18 protein-coding genes are annotated in these 17,886 nt (G+C 63.0%); 10 read left to right on the top strand and 8 right to left on the bottom strand.

Annotated elements, in window-relative coordinates:
- Positions 1-9: 9 nt before the first annotated feature.
- The gene (gene hslU / locus AWB67_RS18715) at positions 10-1,356 is read left to right on the top strand and encodes an ATP-dependent protease ATPase subunit HslU (RefSeq protein WP_087657745.1); all 1,347 of its coding nucleotides are present in this window, start codon (positions 10-12) and stop codon (positions 1,354-1,356) included.
- A 47-nt stretch (positions 1,357-1,403) separates the two neighbouring features.
- Here the strand turns inward: hslU and AWB67_RS18710 are convergent, their stop codons facing one another.
- Both AWB67_RS18710 and AWB67_RS18705 read right to left on the bottom strand, forming a co-directional pair.
- The gene (locus tag AWB67_RS18710; RefSeq protein ID WP_087657744.1) at positions 1,404-1,946 is read right to left on the bottom strand and encodes a response regulator transcription factor; all 543 of its coding nucleotides are present in this window, start codon (positions 1,944-1,946) and stop codon (positions 1,404-1,406) included.
- Entirely contained in the window at positions 1,943-3,265 is a 1,323-nt protein-coding gene (locus AWB67_RS18705) for an ATP-binding protein (RefSeq protein WP_087657743.1), read from the bottom strand. Before AWB67_RS18705 ends, AWB67_RS18710 begins: the two co-directional genes overlap by 4 nt.
- A gap of 112 nt (positions 3,266-3,377) precedes the next feature.
- Between AWB67_RS18705 and AWB67_RS18700 the strand changes: the two genes are divergently transcribed.
- Positions 3,378-3,743, top strand: a complete 366-nt coding sequence (locus AWB67_RS18700; protein ID WP_125477620.1) for a hypothetical protein — start codon at positions 3,378-3,380, stop codon at positions 3,741-3,743.
- A 27-nt stretch (positions 3,744-3,770) separates the two neighbouring features.
- Positions 3,771-5,090 carry a hypothetical protein gene (locus AWB67_RS18695; protein ID WP_087657741.1) on the top strand — a complete coding sequence of 440 codons (1,320 nt, stop codon included), beginning with the start codon at positions 3,771-3,773 and terminating at the stop codon, positions 5,088-5,090.
- Between the two features lie 36 nt (positions 5,091-5,126).
- On the opposite strand, the gene AWB67_RS18690 is transcribed toward AWB67_RS18695, so the two are convergent.
- The gene (locus AWB67_RS18690; protein WP_087657740.1) at positions 5,127-5,339 is read right to left on the bottom strand and encodes a cysteine-rich CWC family protein; all 213 of its coding nucleotides are present in this window, start codon (positions 5,337-5,339) and stop codon (positions 5,127-5,129) included.
- Positions 5,340-5,475: 136 nt separating this feature from the next.
- Here AWB67_RS18690 and argB point away from each other — a divergent pair, with 136 nt between their 5' ends.
- The 6 genes from argB (at position 5,476) to AWB67_RS18660 (ending at position 11,356) form a co-directional block, all read left to right on the top strand.
- A complete protein-coding gene (argB, locus tag AWB67_RS18685; protein WP_087657739.1) occupies positions 5,476-6,375 on the top strand; it encodes an acetylglutamate kinase in 900 nt (299 codons plus the stop codon).
- Positions 6,376-6,429: 54 nt separating this feature from the next.
- Positions 6,430-7,161, top strand: coding sequence for a pyrimidine 5'-nucleotidase (locus tag AWB67_RS18680; protein ID WP_087657738.1), 732 nt, complete (start codon positions 6,430-6,432; stop codon positions 7,159-7,161).
- 197 nt (positions 7,162-7,358) lie between these two features.
- The gene (gene metX, locus AWB67_RS18675; protein ID WP_087657737.1) at positions 7,359-8,504 is read left to right on the top strand and encodes a homoserine O-succinyltransferase MetX; all 1,146 of its coding nucleotides are present in this window, start codon (positions 7,359-7,361) and stop codon (positions 8,502-8,504) included.
- Positions 8,501-9,109, top strand: coding sequence for a methionine biosynthesis protein MetW (metW, locus tag AWB67_RS18670; protein WP_087657736.1), 609 nt, complete (start codon positions 8,501-8,503; stop codon positions 9,107-9,109). Before metX ends, metW begins: the two co-directional genes overlap by 4 nt.
- Before the next feature lie 46 nt (positions 9,110-9,155).
- A complete protein-coding gene (locus AWB67_RS18665; RefSeq protein WP_087657735.1) occupies positions 9,156-10,442 on the top strand; it encodes an AmpG family muropeptide MFS transporter in 1,287 nt (428 codons plus the stop codon).
- On the top strand, positions 10,439-11,356 hold the full coding sequence (locus tag AWB67_RS18660; RefSeq protein WP_087657734.1) for a M48 family metallopeptidase: 918 nt from the start codon (positions 10,439-10,441) through the stop codon (positions 11,354-11,356). The genes AWB67_RS18665 and AWB67_RS18660 overlap by 4 nt, the downstream gene beginning before the upstream one ends.
- A gap of 1 nt (position 11,357) precedes the next feature.
- Here the strand turns inward: AWB67_RS18660 and AWB67_RS18655 are convergent, their stop codons facing one another.
- The 5 genes from AWB67_RS18655 to gatC form a co-directional block, all read right to left on the bottom strand.
- Entirely contained in the window at positions 11,358-12,137 is a 780-nt protein-coding gene (locus AWB67_RS18655) for an exodeoxyribonuclease III (RefSeq protein ID WP_087657733.1), read from the bottom strand.
- A 35-nt stretch (positions 12,138-12,172) separates the two neighbouring features.
- Positions 12,173-13,012, bottom strand: coding sequence for a PPK2 family polyphosphate kinase (locus tag AWB67_RS18650; RefSeq protein ID WP_087657732.1), 840 nt, complete (start codon positions 13,010-13,012; stop codon positions 12,173-12,175).
- 75 nt (positions 13,013-13,087) lie between these two features.
- Positions 13,088-14,563 (bottom strand): Asp-tRNA(Asn)/Glu-tRNA(Gln) amidotransferase subunit GatB, encoded by a 1,476-nt coding sequence (gatB, locus tag AWB67_RS18645; RefSeq protein ID WP_087657731.1) that lies wholly within the window; start codon positions 14,561-14,563, stop codon positions 13,088-13,090.
- Positions 14,560-16,056: an Asp-tRNA(Asn)/Glu-tRNA(Gln) amidotransferase subunit GatA gene (gene gatA, locus AWB67_RS18640; protein WP_087657730.1), complete on the bottom strand. Its 1,497-nt coding sequence runs from the start codon at positions 16,054-16,056 to the stop codon at positions 14,560-14,562. Before gatA ends, gatB begins: the two co-directional genes overlap by 4 nt.
- A gap of 85 nt (positions 16,057-16,141) precedes the next feature.
- A complete protein-coding gene (gene gatC / locus AWB67_RS18635) occupies positions 16,142-16,441 on the bottom strand; it encodes an Asp-tRNA(Asn)/Glu-tRNA(Gln) amidotransferase subunit GatC (protein WP_087657729.1) in 300 nt (99 codons plus the stop codon).
- Positions 16,442-16,816: 375 nt separating this feature from the next.
- Here gatC and AWB67_RS18630 point away from each other — a divergent pair, with 375 nt between their 5' ends.
- A complete protein-coding gene (locus tag AWB67_RS18630) occupies positions 16,817-17,860 on the top strand; it encodes a rod shape-determining protein (protein WP_004189550.1) in 1,044 nt (347 codons plus the stop codon).
- Positions 17,861-17,886 lie beyond the last annotated feature (26 nt).

Raw genomic sequence — 17,886 nt, 5'->3', positions numbered from 1 at the left:
GACCAAGCGATGACCACCATGACTCCCGCCGAGATCGTCTCGGAACTCGACAAACACATCATCGGCCAGGGCCGCGCCAAGAAGGCCGTCGCCGTCGCGCTGCGCAACCGCTGGCGCCGTCAGCAAGTCGCCGAGCCGCTGCGCCAGGAAATCACGCCGAAGAACATTCTGATGATCGGACCGACCGGCGTCGGCAAGACCGAAATCGCGCGGCGTCTGGCTAAACTCGCGGACGCGCCGTTCATCAAGATCGAAGCCACAAAATTTACCGAAGTCGGCTACGTGGGCCGCGACGTGGACAGCATCGTGCGCGACCTGATCGAGATCTCCGTCAAGCAGACGCGCGAATCGGAGATGAAGAAGGTGCGCTCGAAGGCCGAGGAACGCGCCGAAGACCGCATCCTCGACATCCTGCTGCCGACGGCGCGCCAGGTCGGTTTCGGCGCATCGACGGCCGCTGAAGCCACGGACGATTCGAACAATACGACCCGTCAGACGTTCCGCAAGCGCCTGCGTGAAGGCGCCCTCGACGAGAAGGAAGTCGAGCTCGATGTCGAACAGCCGCAGGTCGGCATGGACATCATGGGGCCGCCGGGCATGGAAGACATGACCGAGCAGATCCGTTCGATGTTCGCGAACATCGGCGGCGGCAAGAAGACGCGCCGCAAGGTGAAGGTGAAGGAGGCGCTGAAGCTCCTGACCGACGAGGAAGCCGGCAAACTCCTGAACGATGAGGAGGTCAAGGCGAAGGCGGTGCAGAATGTCGAGCAGAACGGCATCGTGTTCCTTGACGAAATCGACAAGATCGCGTCACGCAGTGAAACGGGCGGTGCGGAAGTGTCGCGCGCGGGCGTGCAGCGCGATCTGCTGCCGCTCGTGGAAGGCACCACGATCAACACCAAATACGGGATGATCAAGACCGATCACATCCTGTTCATCGCAAGCGGTGCATTCCATCTTGCCAGACCGAGCGACCTGATCCCCGAGTTGCAGGGGCGCTTCCCAATTCGCGTCGAGCTGGATTCGCTGTCGGTCGGCGACTTCGAATCGATCCTCAACACGACTGACGCAAGCCTCGTGAAGCAGTACAAGGCGCTGCTCGCGACCGAAGACGTCCATCTCGATTTCGCCGACGACGGCATTCGCCGGCTCGCGGAGATTGCGTACTCGGTGAACGAGAAGACCGAGAACATCGGGGCGCGGCGCCTGTATACGGTGATCGAGAAGCTGCTGGAAGAGGTGTCGTTCTCGGCGGGCAACCATACGGGCCAGCCGGTGAAGATCGATGCGGCCTACGTCGATCGCGCGTTGAACGAAGTGGCCGACGATGAAGATTTGTCGCGCTACGTGCTGTAAATAGCGTATGCGCAAAAAAAAGGGCGGCTCTTGCGAGCCGCCCTTTTTCATTGCCGAACCGGCTTCTTGGCCAGCTTTCGCTGCAACGTCCGCCGATGCATGTTGAGCGCACGAGCCGTCGCGGAAATGTTGCCCTGGTTCTCGGCCAGCACGCGCTGAATGTGCTCCCACTCGAGTCGCGCGACGGAAAGCAGCGCCGGATGCTCGATCGCTTCTTCCGCCGTCTGCTCGCTCGCCTGTTCCTGCAGCGCCGAGAGAATCGTTTCGACGTTCGCCGGCTTTGCGAGATAGTTGTCCGCGCCATCCTTCACCGCCTGCACCGCGGTCGCGATGCTCGCGTAACCCGTCAGCACGAGAATGCGTGCGTCGGGCTGCAAGTCGCGCAGCGGCGCGACGAGCGCGAGACCCGAATCGTTGCCGAGATGCAGATCCACCGTGATCTGGCTGAACTTTTGCGTGTTCGCGAGCTTCAGCGCCTCGTCGGCGTTATGCGCCTGGTGCGGCGTATAGCCGCGCCGCGAAAGACCGCGCGCAAGGATGCCCGAGAACACCTCGTCGTCGTCGATGATCAGGAAGTTCATGTCGCTCATGCTTTTTTCTCCGTGGTGGCGGACGCGTGGCCGCTCTGTTGCATCTTCCCCGCGCGTGAATCGGGTGCCGCCGCGCTCGTTTCCGGCAAGCGCAGTACGGCGCACGTGCCGCGCGGGCTCGCCGCCGTGAGCTCGATCGATCCGCCGAGCCGCGCCGCCGACGCGAACGCCAGATACAGCCCGACGCCGTGGCCGCCCTGCGTGCTATCGACGGGCATCGCGCCGAGCGAGCCGCGCAAGGACGGCGGAATGCCGGGGCCACGGTCGCAGACGTCGAATTCGATCACCGATTCATCCGCGTCGCGCCTGACCGACGTGGCGAGCGTCACCGACTCGCTGCTCGCCCGCGCCGCATTATCCAGCAGAATCGTGAGGATCTGCCCGACGGCGACGGTGTCGTCGATCGATACGTCGTCGGGCGTCGTGCCCACGCGCTCGAAGCGCACGTGCGGATGCCGCAGCCGCCACTGCGCGACGAAACTCTCGAGCCACCCACCGAGCGGCTGCCTGCTCGACGGCACGCTCGCGCGGCTGCGCAGGCGCGCGAGCGCGGACGTGCAGAGCGTCATCTGCTGTTCGAGCAGGTCGAAGTCGGTGGCGTAGGGCGCGAGGTTGCGGTCGCTCGACGCGGCATCGCGCAACTCTTCGGCGAGCATAGCGATCGTCGAGAGCGGCGTGCCGATTTCGTGCGCGACGGTCGCCGCCTGCACGCCCAGCGCGACGGCGCGCTCGTCGCGCAGGAGGCGCTGCTGGGCGTCGCCGAGCGCGGTGTCGCGCTGGCGCAGCGCCCGCGACATGCGCGCCACGAACCAGCCGATCAGCCCGACGCTCACCATGAAGTTCACCCACAGCCCCATGCGGAAATATTCGAACAGATTCGCCGGATTCTCGATGTTGAGCGGCACGTAGTTGTAGCTCAGGAGCGCGTAGCAGATCACGGCGAAGAGCGCGAGGACGGCCATCATCGTCCACGGCAAGACGGCGGCGGCGATCGCGAGCGACGGAATATAGAGCGTGACGAACGGATTGGTCGCGCCGCCGGAAAGAAACAGCAACGCCGAGAGCGCGCCAAGATCGACGAACAACTGCCCGAATAGTTCGAGATTCGTCTCGGGCCGCGCGCGCGAGACGCGCAGCCACGTGAGCCCGTTGAAAACGATCTCCATGCTGATCACGAGGAGCATTGCGGGAATCGGCAGATGGGCGCCGTAAAAGATCTGCACGACGGCGATCGTCACCAGTTGGCCGATGATCGCGAGACTGCGCAGCCAGAAAAGATGGCCGAGGTTGACCCGCCCCGTGTTCGTTATGCGATGCATCGATGTGTTTCCGCGCCCGTAATTCGGAATAGTCTAATGGTTAGCGATCGGCCGTTTGCCACACCATCGAAAGTTACTTTCTGACAACGTGGACCGGCCGTCCGCTCAAAAAATGACACGCAGCCCTAAAATTCGCCGCAATCCTACTCCCGCCACCCATACCATCCGCGCCGTCGTTCAGGACGACATTATCTCGCGCGTGCTGCCTGTCTACTTCGCGAACGCGCAAGCCGCCGCGCAGCGTTCGCAGACGGCCGAGCAGGTCGTCTGGCTCCAGGCCGCGCTGATTCTTCAGCCAGAGCACATCGAAGCGCGGCTGCAACTCATCGACGTCCTGCTCAAGCGCGGCGCGATCGGCGAAGCGATCACAGTCGCGGCGAATCTCGTCGAGCGCGAGCCGCAGCACGCGCTCGCGCTGTGGCATCTGGGCTATGCGCTGCAGCTCGCCGGCCATCACGCGGAAGCGGTGCCGTTTTAACAGCGTGCATACGACATCGATAGCTCCGTGCCGACGCTGCGCAACAACTTCGCGGTCGCGTTCGAAGTGACGGGCCACCCGGACGAAGCGCTCAGGCTGCTGGAAGAAGCCGTCGCCGGGAACAACAACGACATCGAGGCGTGGACGAACCTCACGCGCATCTATCCGCAGCGCTGCGAGCTCGAGCATGCGCTCGCGGCGGGCAAGCGCGCGATCCAGATCGATCCGTCGAATGCGCTCGCGCAATCGAACTACAGTCTCACGCTGAAAGAAGCGCAACGCTGGAGCGACGCGACCGCCGCAGCCCTCGTCGCCGCCGAAACCGCGCCGCAGATGGCGCGCTTTCCGTTCAACCTGTCGTTGCTTGATCTGCTTCAGCGCAACTATCCACGCGGCTGGAAGAATTTCGAAACGCACTGGGACGGTTCGAACGAGCTCGGCGGTTCGCATCCTGCGTTCGCCGTACCGCGCTGGAATGGCGAGGCGTTGCGCGGCAAAACGCTGTTGCTGTGGGGCGAACAGGGTTTCGGCGATGCGCTCCAGTTCTGCCGCTTCGTGCCGATGCTCGCGAAGCAGGTTCACGCGCAAGGCGGCAAGCTGGTGTGGGTGGCGTTCAAGGCGCTGCATCCGCTGATGGCGCGGATGGCGCCGAAAAACGTCGAATGCATTGCGCACGACGCCGAACTGCCGCCGCACGATTTCCACTTCCCGCTGCTGAGCCTGCCGCTCTTTTTCAACATCGACGACGAAACGATTCCGGCGAAGCGCTCGTATCTCGCCGCTGACGCCGACCGCGCCGCACACTGGGGCGCTCAGGCGCCGGCGGTGAAGCAGTTGCGCGTGGGCCTCGTGTGGAGCGGCAGCGCCACGCATCAGCGCAACATGTTCCGTAGCGTGGGGATCGGCCGGTATGCCAAGGCGTTCGGCGCGCTCGAAAACGTCGCGTTCTTCTCGTTGCAAAAGGGCGCGCAGGACGACTTGGCGGCCGCGCTGCAAAACGGCTTTACGATCGCCGACCACACTGGCGAGTTCGAAACCTTCGACGACACGGCCGCCTTCATCGATTCGCTCGATCTCGTGATCACCGTGTGCACGAGCGTCGCGCATCTCGCGGCGGCGCTCGGCAAGCCGACATGGATCCTGCTCGACGCCAATCCGCACTGGGTCTGGCAACTGGAGCGCACCGACAGCCCGTGGTATCCGACCGCGACGCTTTATCGGCAGAAGCAGTTTGCGCATTGGGAGCCGGTGTTCGACGACCTCACCCGCGATCTGAGCGCTCTTGCCGCGAAGCACGCGAGCGCCGCAGCACCGAAGCGGCGCACGGCGAAGAAGCTCGCGGAATAAGCGACAAACGGCGACTTCGAAAACGGTCGCCGTGTTTCATTCGCCGCGCCGCATGCTTTCGATTTCCTCGGCGAGACAAGGCGGACACAGGCAACCGATCCTGCCCTTCAGCCGCTCGATCGGCAATTCGGGCAGCGACGCGCACCAGCACCGCGCATCGCCCGCGAGCGACCCGCAGTGAAACGCCGCGCCGCATCGCGAACACGCTTCTGCGCCGGCATCGACCTTGAGCTCCAGTTCCGTCGCCATCGTCTTTCCCGCTGAAAATAAGTCGATGATCCCACGCTGGGGGCGCCATGCAAGCCGCGCGGCAAAACGCCCTGCTGCGCTGCGTCAGTCCTGTACAATTCGGCGTGTTTAAACCGCCCTCGCCTCATTTGCCGCCATGTCCGAGCTTCCCGACCTTACGCAGATCGCGCCGACCCTGAAAGCCGAAATCCTGGCCGAGGCGCTGCCCTATATCCGCCAGTACCACGGCAAGACGATCGTGATCAAGTACGGCGGCAACGCAATGACCGAAGAGCGCTTGAAACAGGGCTTCGCGCGCGACGTCATTCTTTTGAAACTGGTCGGCATCAATCCGGTAATCGTCCACGGCGGCGGCCCGCAGATCGACCAGGCGCTCAAGAAGATCGGCAAGCAGGGCACGTTCATCCAGGGCATGCGCGTCACCGACGAAGAGACGATGGAAGTCGTCGAATGGGTGCTCGGCGGCGAAGTACAGCAGGACATCGTCACGCTAATCAATCATTTCGGCGGACAGGCGGTCGGGCTGACCGGCAAGGACGGCGGCCTCATCCACGCACGCAAGCTGCAGATGCCGGATCGCGATAATCCGGGCCAGTTCATCGACATCGGCCAGGTCGGCGAAGTCGATTCGATCAATCCGGCCGTCGTGAAGGCGCTGCAGGACGACGCGTTCATCCCGGTGATCTCGCCGATCGGCTTCGGCGAGGACGGCCTCTCGTACAACATCAATGCCGATCTGGTCGCGGGCAAGCTGGCGGTCGTGCTGAACGCCGAGAAGCTCGTCATGATGACGAACATCCCCGGCGTGATGGACAAGGAAGGCAACCTGCTCACCGATCTCTCGGCGCGCGAGATCGACGCCCTTTTCGCCGACGGCACGATTTCCGGCGGCATGTTGCCGAAAATCTCGTCGGCGCTCGATGCCGCGAAGAGCGGCGTGCGCTCGGTGCACATCATCGACGGGCGGATCGAGCATTCGGTGCTACTCGAAATCCTGACCGAGCAGCCGTTCGGCACGATGATCCGCTCGCACTGAGCCTCCTTCGCATAACCGGCGCGGCCCACGCTGCGCCGTCCTTTATCCCCGCGCATGAGAACCACCCGCACTCAACGGCGGCGTCGCGTCAAAGAGCGCGGTCCCGTCTGGCTCTTCGACCTCGACAACACGCTGCATCACGCGTCGCACGAGATTTTTCCGGCGATCAACAAGGCGATGACGCGATACATCATCGATACGCTGAACGTCGATATCGATGAAGCGAACCGGCTGCGGGTCGGCTACACGGTGCGCTACGGCGCGACGCTGCTGGGTCTCGTGCGCCATCACGGCGTCGATCCCGCCGATTTCCTGCGCGTCGTCCACACCTTCGCGGACCTGAAATCGATGCTGCGCGCCGAGCGCGGCCTCGCTCGGATGGTGCGCGCGCTGCCCGGACGCAAGATCGTGCTGACTAACGCCCCGACGCTCTACGCGCGCGCTGTGCTCGCGGAACTGGGCATCGGCAAGCTGTTCGAGCGGGTGATCGCGATCGAGGACATGCAGCATCGCGGCACCTGGCGCGCGAAACCCGACGCCGGGATGCTCCGCCGCGCGATGCGCAGCGCAGGCGTGCGGCTGTCCGATGCGATTCTCGTCGAGGATACGCACGGGCATCTGAAGCGCTACAAGCGGCTCGGCATCCGCACGGTGTGGATCGTCGGCCATCTGCCGAATCGGCGCGACGCCAGCGGTCAGGTCTCACTGCGACGCCCCGGCACAGGAAAGCCGCACTACGTCGATCAGCGCGTGAGGTCGCTGCGTTCGCTCCTGCCGCGCATCTGACGTTTTCGCATTTTCCGCTATACTCCTTCGCTATCTCGAATTGCACTGACGCGCCGATTTGCTGACTCGATTGCGGGCGCGCGAACCCTTCGCCGGGTTCACTATAAATGCGGCTAAAGAGGTCGTCAGCCGCGCATCCCATCTCCTCGCGCATCGCCGACACCGTTTAGCCGCCTAAGTCACTCAAGGCGGAATGAATGGAATCGATCGGTATCGTCACGCCCCAAACCCTGCATTTTTCCGAGCCGTTGCGTATGCAGAACGGCAGCCTGTTCGCCGACTACGATCTCGTCGTCGAGACCTATGGCGAACTGAACGCCGCGCGCTCGAACGCCGTGCTCGTCTGCCATGCGCTGAACGCGTCGCATCACGTCGCGGGCGTCTACGCCGATAACCCGAAGGACGTCGGCTGGTGGGACAACATGGTCGGCCCCGGCAAGCCGCTCGACACCAACCGCTTCTTCGTGATCGGCGTGAACAATCTCGGCTCGTGCTTCGGTTCGACCGGGCCGATGAGCGTCGATCAATCGACCGGCAAGCCTTACGGCGCGAGCTTTCCCGTCGTGACGGTCGAGGACTGGGTGCACGCGCAGGCGCGCGTCGCGGATACCTTCGGCATCGAGCGCTTCGCCGCCGTCATGGGCGGGAGCCTCGGCGGCATGCAGGCGCTCGCGTGGAGCATGATGTACCCGGAGCGGCTCGGCCACTGCATCGTGATCGCGTCGACGCCGAAGCTCTCCGCGCAGAACATCGCGTTCAACGAGACGGCGCGCTCGGCGATCCTCTCCGATCCCGATTTCCACGGCGGCGATTACTACGCGCACAACGTGAAGCCGCGCCGCGGCTTGCGCGTCGCGCGGATGATCGGCCACATCACGTACCTGTCCGACGACGACATGGCCGTCAAGTTCGGCCGGGCGCTGCGCCGCGCGGAAGGCGCGCTCGACGCGTACAACTTCAACTTCGACGTCGAGTTCGAAGTGGAGTCGTATCTGCGCTATCAGGCCGACAAATTCGCCGAATACTTCGACGCCAACACGTATCTGCTGATCACGCGCGCGCTCGATTACTTCGACCCGGCGAAGGCGTTCGAAGGCGACCTGACGAAAGCGCTCGCCCACACGACCGCGAAATACCTGATCGCGAGCTTCTCGACCGACTGGCGTTTCGCCCCCGCGCGCTCGCGGGAACTGGTGAAGGCGCTGCTCGACCACAAGCGCACCGTGAGCTACGCCGAAATCGACGCGCCGCACGGCCACGACGCCTTCCTGCTCGACGACGCGCGCTATCACAACCTGATGCGCGCCTATTACGAACGCATTGCCGCCGAGGTGGGCGCATGAACCAGAACACGCTCGACTCCCTCTCGCTGCGCTCCGATTTCCGCGCGATCGCGCGCTGGGTGGAACCGCGCTCGACCGTCCTCGATCTCGGCTGCGGCGACGGTTCTCTCCTGTCGCTGCTCGGCGAGGAACTCGATGTGAACGGCTACGGCATCGAAATCAACGATGCCGGCGTGCTCGCCTGCGCGCAAAAAGGCGTGAACGTGATCCAGCAGAACCTGGAAGACGGCCTGCGCCTCTTCGAAGACGACAGCTTCGACTTCGCGATCCTCTCGCAGACGCTGCAGACGATCCACCAGACCGCCGCGATCCTGCGCGAGACGGTGCGTGTGGGGCGCGAGTGCATCGTGTCGTTCCCGAATTTCGGATACTGGCCGCATCGGCTGGCGGTGATTCAAGGGCGCATGCCGGTGTCGAAATCGCTGCCTTATCAATGGCACAACACGCCGAACGTGCGCGTTTTGACGATCAAGGATTTCGAGGCGCTGGCGCCTGAAGTCGGCATCGAAATACTCGATCGCGTGGTGCTGCACGGCGGGCAGTCGATCCGTTGGGGCGCAAACTGGCGTGGTAGTCTTGCGGTCTATCGCGTGAAGCGCGGCTAGCTGCCGCAGTGCTTGGCGCATCGACAACCGCATTGCCCCCAACGATATGTCCAACTCGCCACACGAGGCGCCCGCTCTTACTGCTCACGAAGAACATCCCGGCTGGCGCGCGTTTCTCAACACGCGCATCCTGATTTGCGTCTTTCTCGGCTTCACTTCGGGCCTGCCGCTCTTCACGCTCGTCTACCTCGTGCAGGCATGGTTGCGCACCGAGGGCGTCAACCTCAAGGAAATCGGTCTCTTTGCGCTGATCCAGTTTCCCTATACGTGGAAATTCGTCTGGGCGCCTCTGATGGACCGCTATGTACCGCGCCTGCCCGGCTGGCGACCAGGGCGCCGGCGCGGCTGGATGATCGTCACGCAATTGCTGGTTGCGGTCGCGATCGGCACGCTCGGCTTCGTCTCGCCGGCCAAGGAAATCTGGACGGTCGCCGCGCTCACCGCGCTCGTCGCGTTCTTCGGCGCGAGTCAAGATATCTCGATCGACGCCTATCGCCGCGAACTGCTGCACGACGCCGAACAGGGCCTCGGCAATGCTGTCCACGTGAACGCGTACAAGATCGCGGCGCTGATTCCGGGTTCGCTCGCGCTGATCCTCGCCGACCATCTTCCGTGGACCACCGTGTTCATCATCACCGCGGCGTTCATGTTGCCGGGAATCGTGCTAACGCTCGTCGTCAAGGAACCGGAAGTGCACGGCGAGCCGCCGAAGAACCTGCGCGAAGCGATCGTCGAGCCATTTCACGAGTTCATCACGCGCGGCGGCTGGCGCACGGCGCTGCTCGTGCTCGGCTTCATCTTTCTGTACAAGCTCGGCGACGTCATGGCGACCACGCTATCGACCTCGTTCTTCCTCGATGTCGGCTTCAACATGACGCAAATCGGCGTGATCGCGAAGACGGTCGCGTTCTGGGCGAGCATCGCGGGCGGGATCATCGGCGGGGTGTGGCTGGTCAAGATCGGCACGGCACGCGGGCTGTGGATTTTCGGCGTTCTGCAAATCGTCTCGACGCTCGGCTTCGCGTGGCTCGCGAAAATCGGGCCGTCGCCGCTCGCGCTCGGCGTGCTGTACGGCTTCGAGACCTTCGCGACCGGCCTGACGACGGCGGCGTTCATCGCCTACATCGCGAGCACGACGGACCCGCGCTACACCGCGACGCAGTTCGCGCTTTTTACGAGCCTGGCTTCGGTGCCGCGGACGCTGGCGTCGGCGTCGAGCGGGTTCATCGTCGCGCAGACGGGCTGGTTCGAGTACTTCATGATCTGCACGGCGCTCTCCATTCCGGGCATGTTACTGTTGCCGAAAATCGCGCCCTGGAGAGCCCAACGATGACGGTGTATGTCCCGTTCCGCGCCGCCTTCCTAAACGTTTTCGCCTTGTCCGCGCTGGCGTTGGCGCCGATCGCACCGTCCCGCGCGCAGGATCCTCAGCGTCCTTATTCCGCGCCGAACAACCAGATCCGCTTCGGCAATGCTGCGCTCTTTCGCAACCTGATTCCCTCGGCGACGCTCGAAACGCAGGCCGCGCAGGAATACGCGCAAATCCTGCGCGAGGCCGAGCACAACAAGACCCTGCTGAACGACGACAACGCGCTCGTCAAACGTGCTCGCGACATCGTGAATCGCGAGATTCCGTTCGCGCTGAAGTGGAACGACCGCTCGAAGCAATGGAAGTGGGAGATCAACGTCGTCAAATCGAACGAGATCCGCATGTATTGCCTGCCGGGCGGCAAGATCGTGATCTACAGCGGGCTGATCGACAAGCTGCATTTGAACGACAACGAAATCGGCATGATGGCCGGCCATGAGATCGCGCACGCGCTGCGCGAGCATGCGCGCGAGCGGCTCGGCCGGCAGCAGGCGGCGCAGCTGTTCTCGGGCACGGTGCCGCAGCTTTTCGGCTACGTGGACATGGGTTCGACGCAACTGGGCATCGGCGAGCAATTGCTGGCGATGCGCTACTCGCCCGCCGACGAAACCGAAGCCGACGTCATCGGCAGCGAGATCGCCTCGCGCGCGGGATACGATCCGCGCGCGGCGATCACGCTGTGGAACAAGATCGATACGGCGACGCGCCGCTCGGACAACGGCTTCATCTGGATGCATCCGTACGGCTCGGAGCGGAAGCAGGATCTGCTCAAGCGCATGCCGGACATGATGCCGCTCTACGCGAAGGCGATCGGCAAGACGATCGACCAGTTGCCCGTGTATGCAGGAATGGGCCGCTTCAAGAAGAACGGCCGCTAGCTCACTTTTTCACTTTCCAGTCGTAATCGACCGTCAGCGGCGCGTGGTCGCTGAACTTCACCTCGCGATACACCGACGTCCCTTTCGCAGTCGCCGCGACTTCCGCGGTCGCGATCTGGTAATCGATCCGCCACCCGACGTTCTTCGCGTAAGCCTGCCCGCGATTGCTCCACCACGTGTACTGCTCGGGGCGCGTATCGAGCGTGCGGAAAACATCGACGTAACCGACGTCATCGAACAGTTTCGTCAGCCATTCGCGCTCTTCCGGCAGGCAACCTGAATTCTTCTGATTGCTCTTCCAGTTCTTGATGTCGATTTCCTTGTGGACGATGTTCACGTCGCCGCAAAGAATCACCTCGCGTTCCTTCGACAACTCCGCCAGATGCGGCATGAATTCGTCCATGAAGCGGTACTTGGCCTGCTGGCGTTCGTCGCCGCTCGAACCCGACGGCACGTACACCGACACCACGGAAAGCTTCCCGAAGCGCGCTTCCACGTAGCGTCCTTCGGGGTCGAACTCTTCGCTGCCGAAGCCGATGACGACTTCATCCGGTTCATGCCGCGTATAGAGTCCGGCGCCGCTGTAGCCTTTTTTCACCGCGTGCTGGAAATAGCCCTGGAAGCCGTGCGGCGCGAGGAATTCCGGCGTGAGATCGTCCTGCGAGCACTTGATTTCCTGCACGCAGACGACGTCGGCGTTCTGCTCGCCGAACCAGTCGAAGAAGCCTTTCCTGGCCGCCGAGCGGATGCCGTTCAGATTGGCGGTGATGACGCGAAACATGGTTCTTTTCCTTCCGTGTTGTGTTTGGTTTGCAATTACTCGACGACGACGCCCTTCAGCGATTCCTTCGGTGGCGGAAACGCGAGCTTCATTCCCTGAAGCGTGCGCAGCAGCAATTCCGCGATCATGACATTGCGATGCGACTTCGAATCGGCGGGAACGACGTACCACGGCGCAAATTCCGTCGATGTCGCGCCGAGCGCCGTCGCGTACGCCTTCTGATAATCGTCCCATTGCTTGCGCGCTTCGAGATCGGACGTATCGAATTTCCAGTGCTTGGTCGGATCGTCGATGCGCGCCTGCAGGCGCTGGCGCTGCTCGTCCTTCGAAATGTGCAAAAAGCATTTGATGACCGTCGTTCCGCTGTCGGCCTGCAGCGCCTCGAATTCGCGAATATGCCGATAACGCCGCTCACATTCGTCATCGTCGATGGCGTTCAGCACGCGCGGCACGAGCACGTCCTCGTAGTGGCTGCGGTTGAACACGCACAATTCGCCCACCTTCGGCGCCTGCGAATGGATGCGCCACAGAAAGTCGTGCGCCAGCTCGGTTTCGGTCGGCGCCTTGAACGGCACGATGCGCAGGCCGAGCGGATCGACTTCGTGGAACACGGCGCGGATCGTTCCGTCCTTGCCGCTCGTGTCCATGCCTTGCAGCACGAGCAAAACGCGCTGGCTGCGCTGCGCGTGCAGCTTCTCCTGCAACTCGTCGAGCTGCGCGCCGATCTCCGACACGCGCGCCCGGTCCGCTTCCTTCGATCCCAGTGAAAACGGCTTCGCGGCGCAATCGACCAAGGTGAGATCGAACGTCTTGAGCTTCTTTCCGCCATCGAAGAACGGCACGCGAAAATCGTCGAGTTCGAGTTTTTTTGCCACGTCGCGCTCCAAATGAAAACGGGCCGCTGCCAAGCTAGACCGGCAACAGCCCGTTGATTCCTGACTTGAAGGCTATCAGGATAATTTCTTCTTCAAAAGCTCGTTGACCTGCTGCGGATTCGCACGGCCCTTGGTCGCCTTCATCGCCTGGCCGATCAGCGCGTTGAACGCCTTTTCCTTGCCCGCGCGGAATTCGTCGACCGATTTCTGGTTCGCCGCGAGCACTTCGTCGATGATCGCTTCGAGCGCGCCGGTGTCCGATATCTGTTTCAACCCCTTCGCTTCGATGATGCGGTCGGCGGCGGCTTCGTCGGTGGCTTTTTCGTCCCAGATCGCCTGGAAGATGTCCTTCGCGATCTTGTTGGAAATCGTGCCGTCGCCGATGCGCTGGAGGATCAGCGCAAGCTGCTCGCTCGACACTGGCGACGCCGCGATATCCAGCGATTCGCGGTTCAACTGCGCGGAGACGTCGCCCATCAGCCAGTTTGCCGCGGCCTTCGCCTGCGCCGCGCCCGCCTTGCCGACGAGCGCTTCGTAATACGCCGCCATCGCCTTCGACGAGGTCAGACCCGCTGCGTCGTAACGCGTCAGGCCGTATTGCTCGACTAAGCGCGTCTGCATCGCTTCGGGCAGTTCCGACAGTCCTTCGCGCACCCGCGCGACCCAATCGTGATCGATCACGAGCGGCATCAGGTCCGGATCGGGAAAATAGCGGTAATCGTGCGCGTCTTCCTTGCTGCGCATCGACCGCGTTTCGCGCTTGTCGGGATCGTAGAGACGCGTTTCCTGCACGACGGTGCCGCCGTCCTCGATCAGTTCGACCTGGCGGCGCACTTCGTACTGGATCGCTTCTTCGAGGAAGCGGAACGAGTTCAGGTTCTTGATCTCGGCGCGCGTGCCGAATTCCACCTGTCCGACCGGCCGCACCGACACGTTCGCGTCGCAGCGGAACGAGCCTTCCTGCATGTTGCCGTCGCAGATGCCGAGCCACACGACGAGCGTGTGCAACGCCTTCGCATAGGCGACGGCTTCGGCGGCGCTGCGCATTTCCGGCTCGGTGACGATTTCGAGCAGCGGCGTGCCGGCGCGGTTCAGGTCGATGCCGGTCATGCCTGCGAAGTCTTCGTGCAGCGACTTGCCGGCGTCCTCTTCGAGATGCGCGCGCGTCAGGTTGACGATCTTCTCGTACGCGTCCTTGCCGGTTTTCTCATTGGCCGGGACCTGAATCGTCAGCGTGCCGCCCTGCACGACCGGAATCTCGTACTGGCTGATCTGGTAACCCTTCGGCAGATCAGGATAAAAGTAGTTCTTGCGCGCGAAAACGCTGCGCGGCGCGATATGCGCGCCGATCGCGAGACCGAAGCGGATCGCCCGCTCGACGGCGCCGCGGTTCATCACCGGCAGCACGCCCGGCAACGCGAGATCGACGGGACACGCCTGGGTGTTCGCCGGCGCGCCGAATTGCGTCGATGCGCCCGAGAAAATCTTGGAGACCGTCGACAACTGCGCGTGCGTCTCGAGACCGATTACGACTTCCCACTCCATGCTCATACTCCCGCCGGTGCCGATGGTGATTTCTGATGCCAGTCGGTCGCGCGCTGGAACGCGTCGGCGACCTGGAGCATCCGGGCTTCGTTGAAATAGTTGCCGACGATCTGCAGGCCGACCGGCCGCTTCGCATTGGCACCCGCGCCGAAGCCGCACGGCACGCTCATGCCGGGCAGGCCCGCGAGGCTCGTCGAGAGCGTGTAGATGTCGGCGAGGTACATCTGGACCGGATCGTCGGCCTTTTCGCCGAGATTCCACGCGACGGTCGGCGCGACCGGTCCCATGATGACGTCGCAGTGGCTGAACGCTTCCTGGAAATCGCGCGCGATGATGCGGCGGATTTTCTGCGCCTGAAGGTAATACGCGTCGTAGTAGCCATGCGACAAAACGTACGTCCCGACCAGGATGCGGCGCTTCACTTCCGGGCCGAAGCCTTCGGCGCGCGACTTCTTGTACATGTCGAGCAGGTCGGTGTAACTAGCCGCGCGATGGCCGTAGCGAACGCCATCGAAGCGCGACAAATTCGACGACGCCTCCGCCGGCGCGATGATGTAGTACACGGGAATCGAGAGCTCCGTTTTCGGCAGCGACACTTCGACGAGCGTTGCGCCGAGCGCTTCGTATTGCTTGAGCGCAGCATCGATGGCGGCGCGCACGTCGTCGGCGAGGCCCGGGCCGAAGTACTCCTTCGGCATGCCGATGCGCAGGCCGGCAAGCGGCTTCTCAGCATCGTCGCCCGACCAGCGCTGGCCGAGATAGCGCGTGTAGTCTTCGTCATCGCGCTGGAGGCTCGTGGAATCGCGTTCGTCGAACGAGGCCATCGCGTTGAGGAGCGTCGCGCAATCTGCGGCGGTTTGCGCCATCGGCCCGCCCTGATCCAGCGACGACGCGAACGCGATCATTCCGTAGCGCGACACGCGGCCGTACGTCGGCTTGATGCCGGTGATGCCGGTGAACGACGCCGGCTGACGGATCGAGCCACCGGTGTCGGTGCCGGTCGCGGCGGGCGCGAGGCGCGCGGCGACGGCCGCCGCCGAGCCGCCCGACGACCCGCCCGGCACGGCTTTCAGATCCCACGGGTTCTTCACGGCGCCGAAATGCGAGTTCTCGTTCGACGAACCCATCGCGAATTCGTCCATGTTGGTCTTGCCGAGCGTCACCATGCCGGCGCGGCCAAGACGCTCGACGACGGTCGCATCGAATGGGCTCGCGTAGTTTTCGAGCATTTTCGACCCCGCCGTCGATGCCCAGCCGCGCGTGACGAACACGTCCTTGTGCGCGATCGGCAGGCCGGTGAGCGGACCGGCGTGCCCTTGCGCGATGAGCGCGTCGGCGGCTTTCGCCTGCGCGAGCGTGAGATCGCGATCGACGCTGATGAAGGCGTTCAAATCCCTCGCGGCTTCGATGCGCTGCAGGTAGATCTGCGCGAGTTCGACTGCGGAGATTTCCTTCCCGTCGAGCGCCGCGCGCAGTTCGGTCAGACTTTTCTGATGCATTGCGTGTTTCCTGATGGGCGCGGCGTCAATCGGGACGCGCGCCGGGCTTTGAGTCCGGTAAGCGATGCCGCGGGCGTTGCGCCGCTTATTCGATCACCTTCGGCACGAGAAAGAGGCCATCCTGCACGGCGGGCGCCGATCGCTGGAACTCTTCGCGATTTACCTGCTCTGTAACTGCGTCGTTTCGCAGACGCAGCGCCACCTCTTCGATCTGCTCGATCGGATGCGCGAGCGGCTCGATGCCGGTCGTATCGACGGCCTGCATCTGTTCAACGAGGCCGAAGAAATCGTTCAGGCGCGCGAGCGTCGGTTCGGCCTCCTGTTCGGGCAATTCGAGCCGCGCGAGGTGCGCAATGCGTTTTACATCGGTCAGAGTCAAAGACATTCGATCACCGGAGAAAGCTGGAACTGTCACGAAAGCGAAAACATTCGTTGCGACAGAGAGTTACGTCACTGGAAGGCGGTCTTGAAAACGGGCCGGATGACGGCAAAAAGTACCGTCCATTTCCTATAGATCATCCAAAATTATAAGGTATCATTACGCGTTCGACCCAAATCCGGATCGACTGAACAGCGACCTTCTCCCTGATTCACTTTTTGCGAGAAACGTTTGGCTTGTTGATTCGCATCCTCCGGTAGATTTCTTCGCAGTTTTGCATCCCGCGGCGACACCTCTCGCCTCCTGCAAACTGTTATTTTTTCCGCTGCCGTCCCAGGCGCTCGAAGCGAGGCACGGCTCCCAGCGAGACAGGATTTTTGAATGTTCGGTTTTTTGCGCAGCTACTTTTCCAACGACCTGGCGATTGATCTCGGTACCGCCAACACGCTGATCTACATGCGCGGCAAGGGCATCGTCCTCGACGAGCCGTCAGTGGTTTCCATCCGCCAGGAAGGCGGCCCGAACGGCAAGAAGACCATTCAGGCTGTCGGCAAGGAAGCCAAACAGATGCTCGGCAAGGTGCCGGGCAACATCGAGGCGATCCGCCCGATGAAGGACGGCGTGATCGCCGACTTCACCGTCACCGAGCAGATGATCAAGCAGTTCATCAAGACTGCGCACGAATCGCGGATGTTCTCGCCTTCGCCGCGCATCATCATCTGCGTGCCGTGCGGTTCCACGCAAGTCGAACGCCGCGCGATCAAGGAAGCCGCGCACGGCGCCGGCGCCTCGCAGGTCTACCTGATCGAAGAGCCGATGGCCGCAGCGATCGGTGCGGGCCTGCCGGTATCGGAAGCCACGGGCTCGATGGTCGTCGACATCGGCGGCGGCACGACGGAAGTCGGCGTGATCTCGCTTGGCGGCATCGTGTACAAGGGATCGGTGCGCGTCGGCGGTGATAAATTCGACGAAGCCATCGTCAATTACATCCGCCGCAACTACGGCATGCTGATCGGCGAGCAAACCGCCGAAGCCATCAAGAAGGAAATCGGTTCGGCTTTCCCGGGCTCCGAAGTCAAGGAGATGGAAGTGAAGGGCCGCAATCTCTCCGAAGGCATTCCGCGCAGCTTCACCATTTCGAGCAACGAAATTCTCGAAGCTTTGACCGATCCTCTGAACCAGATCGTGTCGTCGGTGAAGATCGCGCTGGAACAGACGCCGCCGGAACTCGGCGCCGACATCGCCGAACGCGGCATGATGTTGACCGGCGGCGGCGCGCTGCTGCGCGACCTCGACCGCCTGCTTGCCGAAGAAACCGGCCTGCCGGTGCTCGTCGCGGAAGATCCGCTGACATGCGTCGTGCGCGGTTCGGGCATGGCGCTCGAGCGCATGGACAAGCTCGGCAGCATCTTCTCCTACGAGTAAAGTCGCCGGGGCGCGTTTTCCAGATG

The organism is Caballeronia terrestris (genome assembly GCF_001544515.1).
Taxonomy (GTDB): Bacteria; Pseudomonadota; Gammaproteobacteria; order Burkholderiales; family Burkholderiaceae; genus Caballeronia; species Caballeronia terrestris.
Note: the sequence above shows the minus strand (reverse complement) of the source record. Positions and strands in the feature narration are given on the sequence as shown.

Bases quoted from the DNA above. Each gene is read 5' to 3' on its own strand.
- metW (WP_087657736.1), top strand. From the start codon at position 8,501: ATGAACCAGAACACGCTCGACTCCCTCTCGCTGCGCTCCGATTTCCGC.
- AWB67_RS18705 (WP_087657743.1), bottom strand. From the start codon at position 3,265: ATGCATCGCATAACGAACACGGGGCGGGTCAACCTCGGCCATCTTTTC.
- AWB67_RS18655 (WP_087657733.1), bottom strand. From the start codon at position 12,137: ATGTTTCGCGTCATCACCGCCAATCTGAACGGCATCCGCTCGGCGGCC.
- gatC (WP_087657729.1), bottom strand. From the start codon at position 16,441: ATGTCTTTGACTCTGACCGATGTAAAACGCATTGCGCACCTCGCGCGG.
- AWB67_RS18630 (WP_004189550.1), top strand. From the start codon at position 16,817: ATGTTCGGTTTTTTGCGCAGCTACTTTTCCAACGACCTGGCGATTGAT.
- AWB67_RS18700 (WP_125477620.1), top strand. From the start codon at position 3,378: ATGACACGCAGCCCTAAAATTCGCCGCAATCCTACTCCCGCCACCCAT.
- argB (WP_087657739.1), top strand. From the start codon at position 5,476: ATGTCCGAGCTTCCCGACCTTACGCAGATCGCGCCGACCCTGAAAGCC.
- gatB (WP_087657731.1), bottom strand. From the start codon at position 14,563: ATGAGCATGGAGTGGGAAGTCGTAATCGGTCTCGAGACGCACGCGCAG.
- AWB67_RS18690 (WP_087657740.1), bottom strand. From the start codon at position 5,339: ATGGCGACGGAACTGGAGCTCAAGGTCGATGCCGGCGCAGAAGCGTGT.
- AWB67_RS18710 (WP_087657744.1), bottom strand. From the start codon at position 1,946: ATGAGCGACATGAACTTCCTGATCATCGACGACGACGAGGTGTTCTCG.
- AWB67_RS18665 (WP_087657735.1), top strand. From the start codon at position 9,156: ATGTCCAACTCGCCACACGAGGCGCCCGCTCTTACTGCTCACGAAGAA.
- AWB67_RS18680 (WP_087657738.1), top strand. From the start codon at position 6,430: ATGAGAACCACCCGCACTCAACGGCGGCGTCGCGTCAAAGAGCGCGGT.
- gatA (WP_087657730.1), bottom strand. From the start codon at position 16,056: ATGCATCAGAAAAGTCTGACCGAACTGCGCGCGGCGCTCGACGGGAAG.
- metX (WP_087657737.1), top strand. From the start codon at position 7,359: ATGGAATCGATCGGTATCGTCACGCCCCAAACCCTGCATTTTTCCGAG.
- AWB67_RS18660 (WP_087657734.1), top strand. From the start codon at position 10,439: ATGACGGTGTATGTCCCGTTCCGCGCCGCCTTCCTAAACGTTTTCGCC.
- hslU (WP_087657745.1), top strand. From the start codon at position 10: ATGACCACCATGACTCCCGCCGAGATCGTCTCGGAACTCGACAAACAC.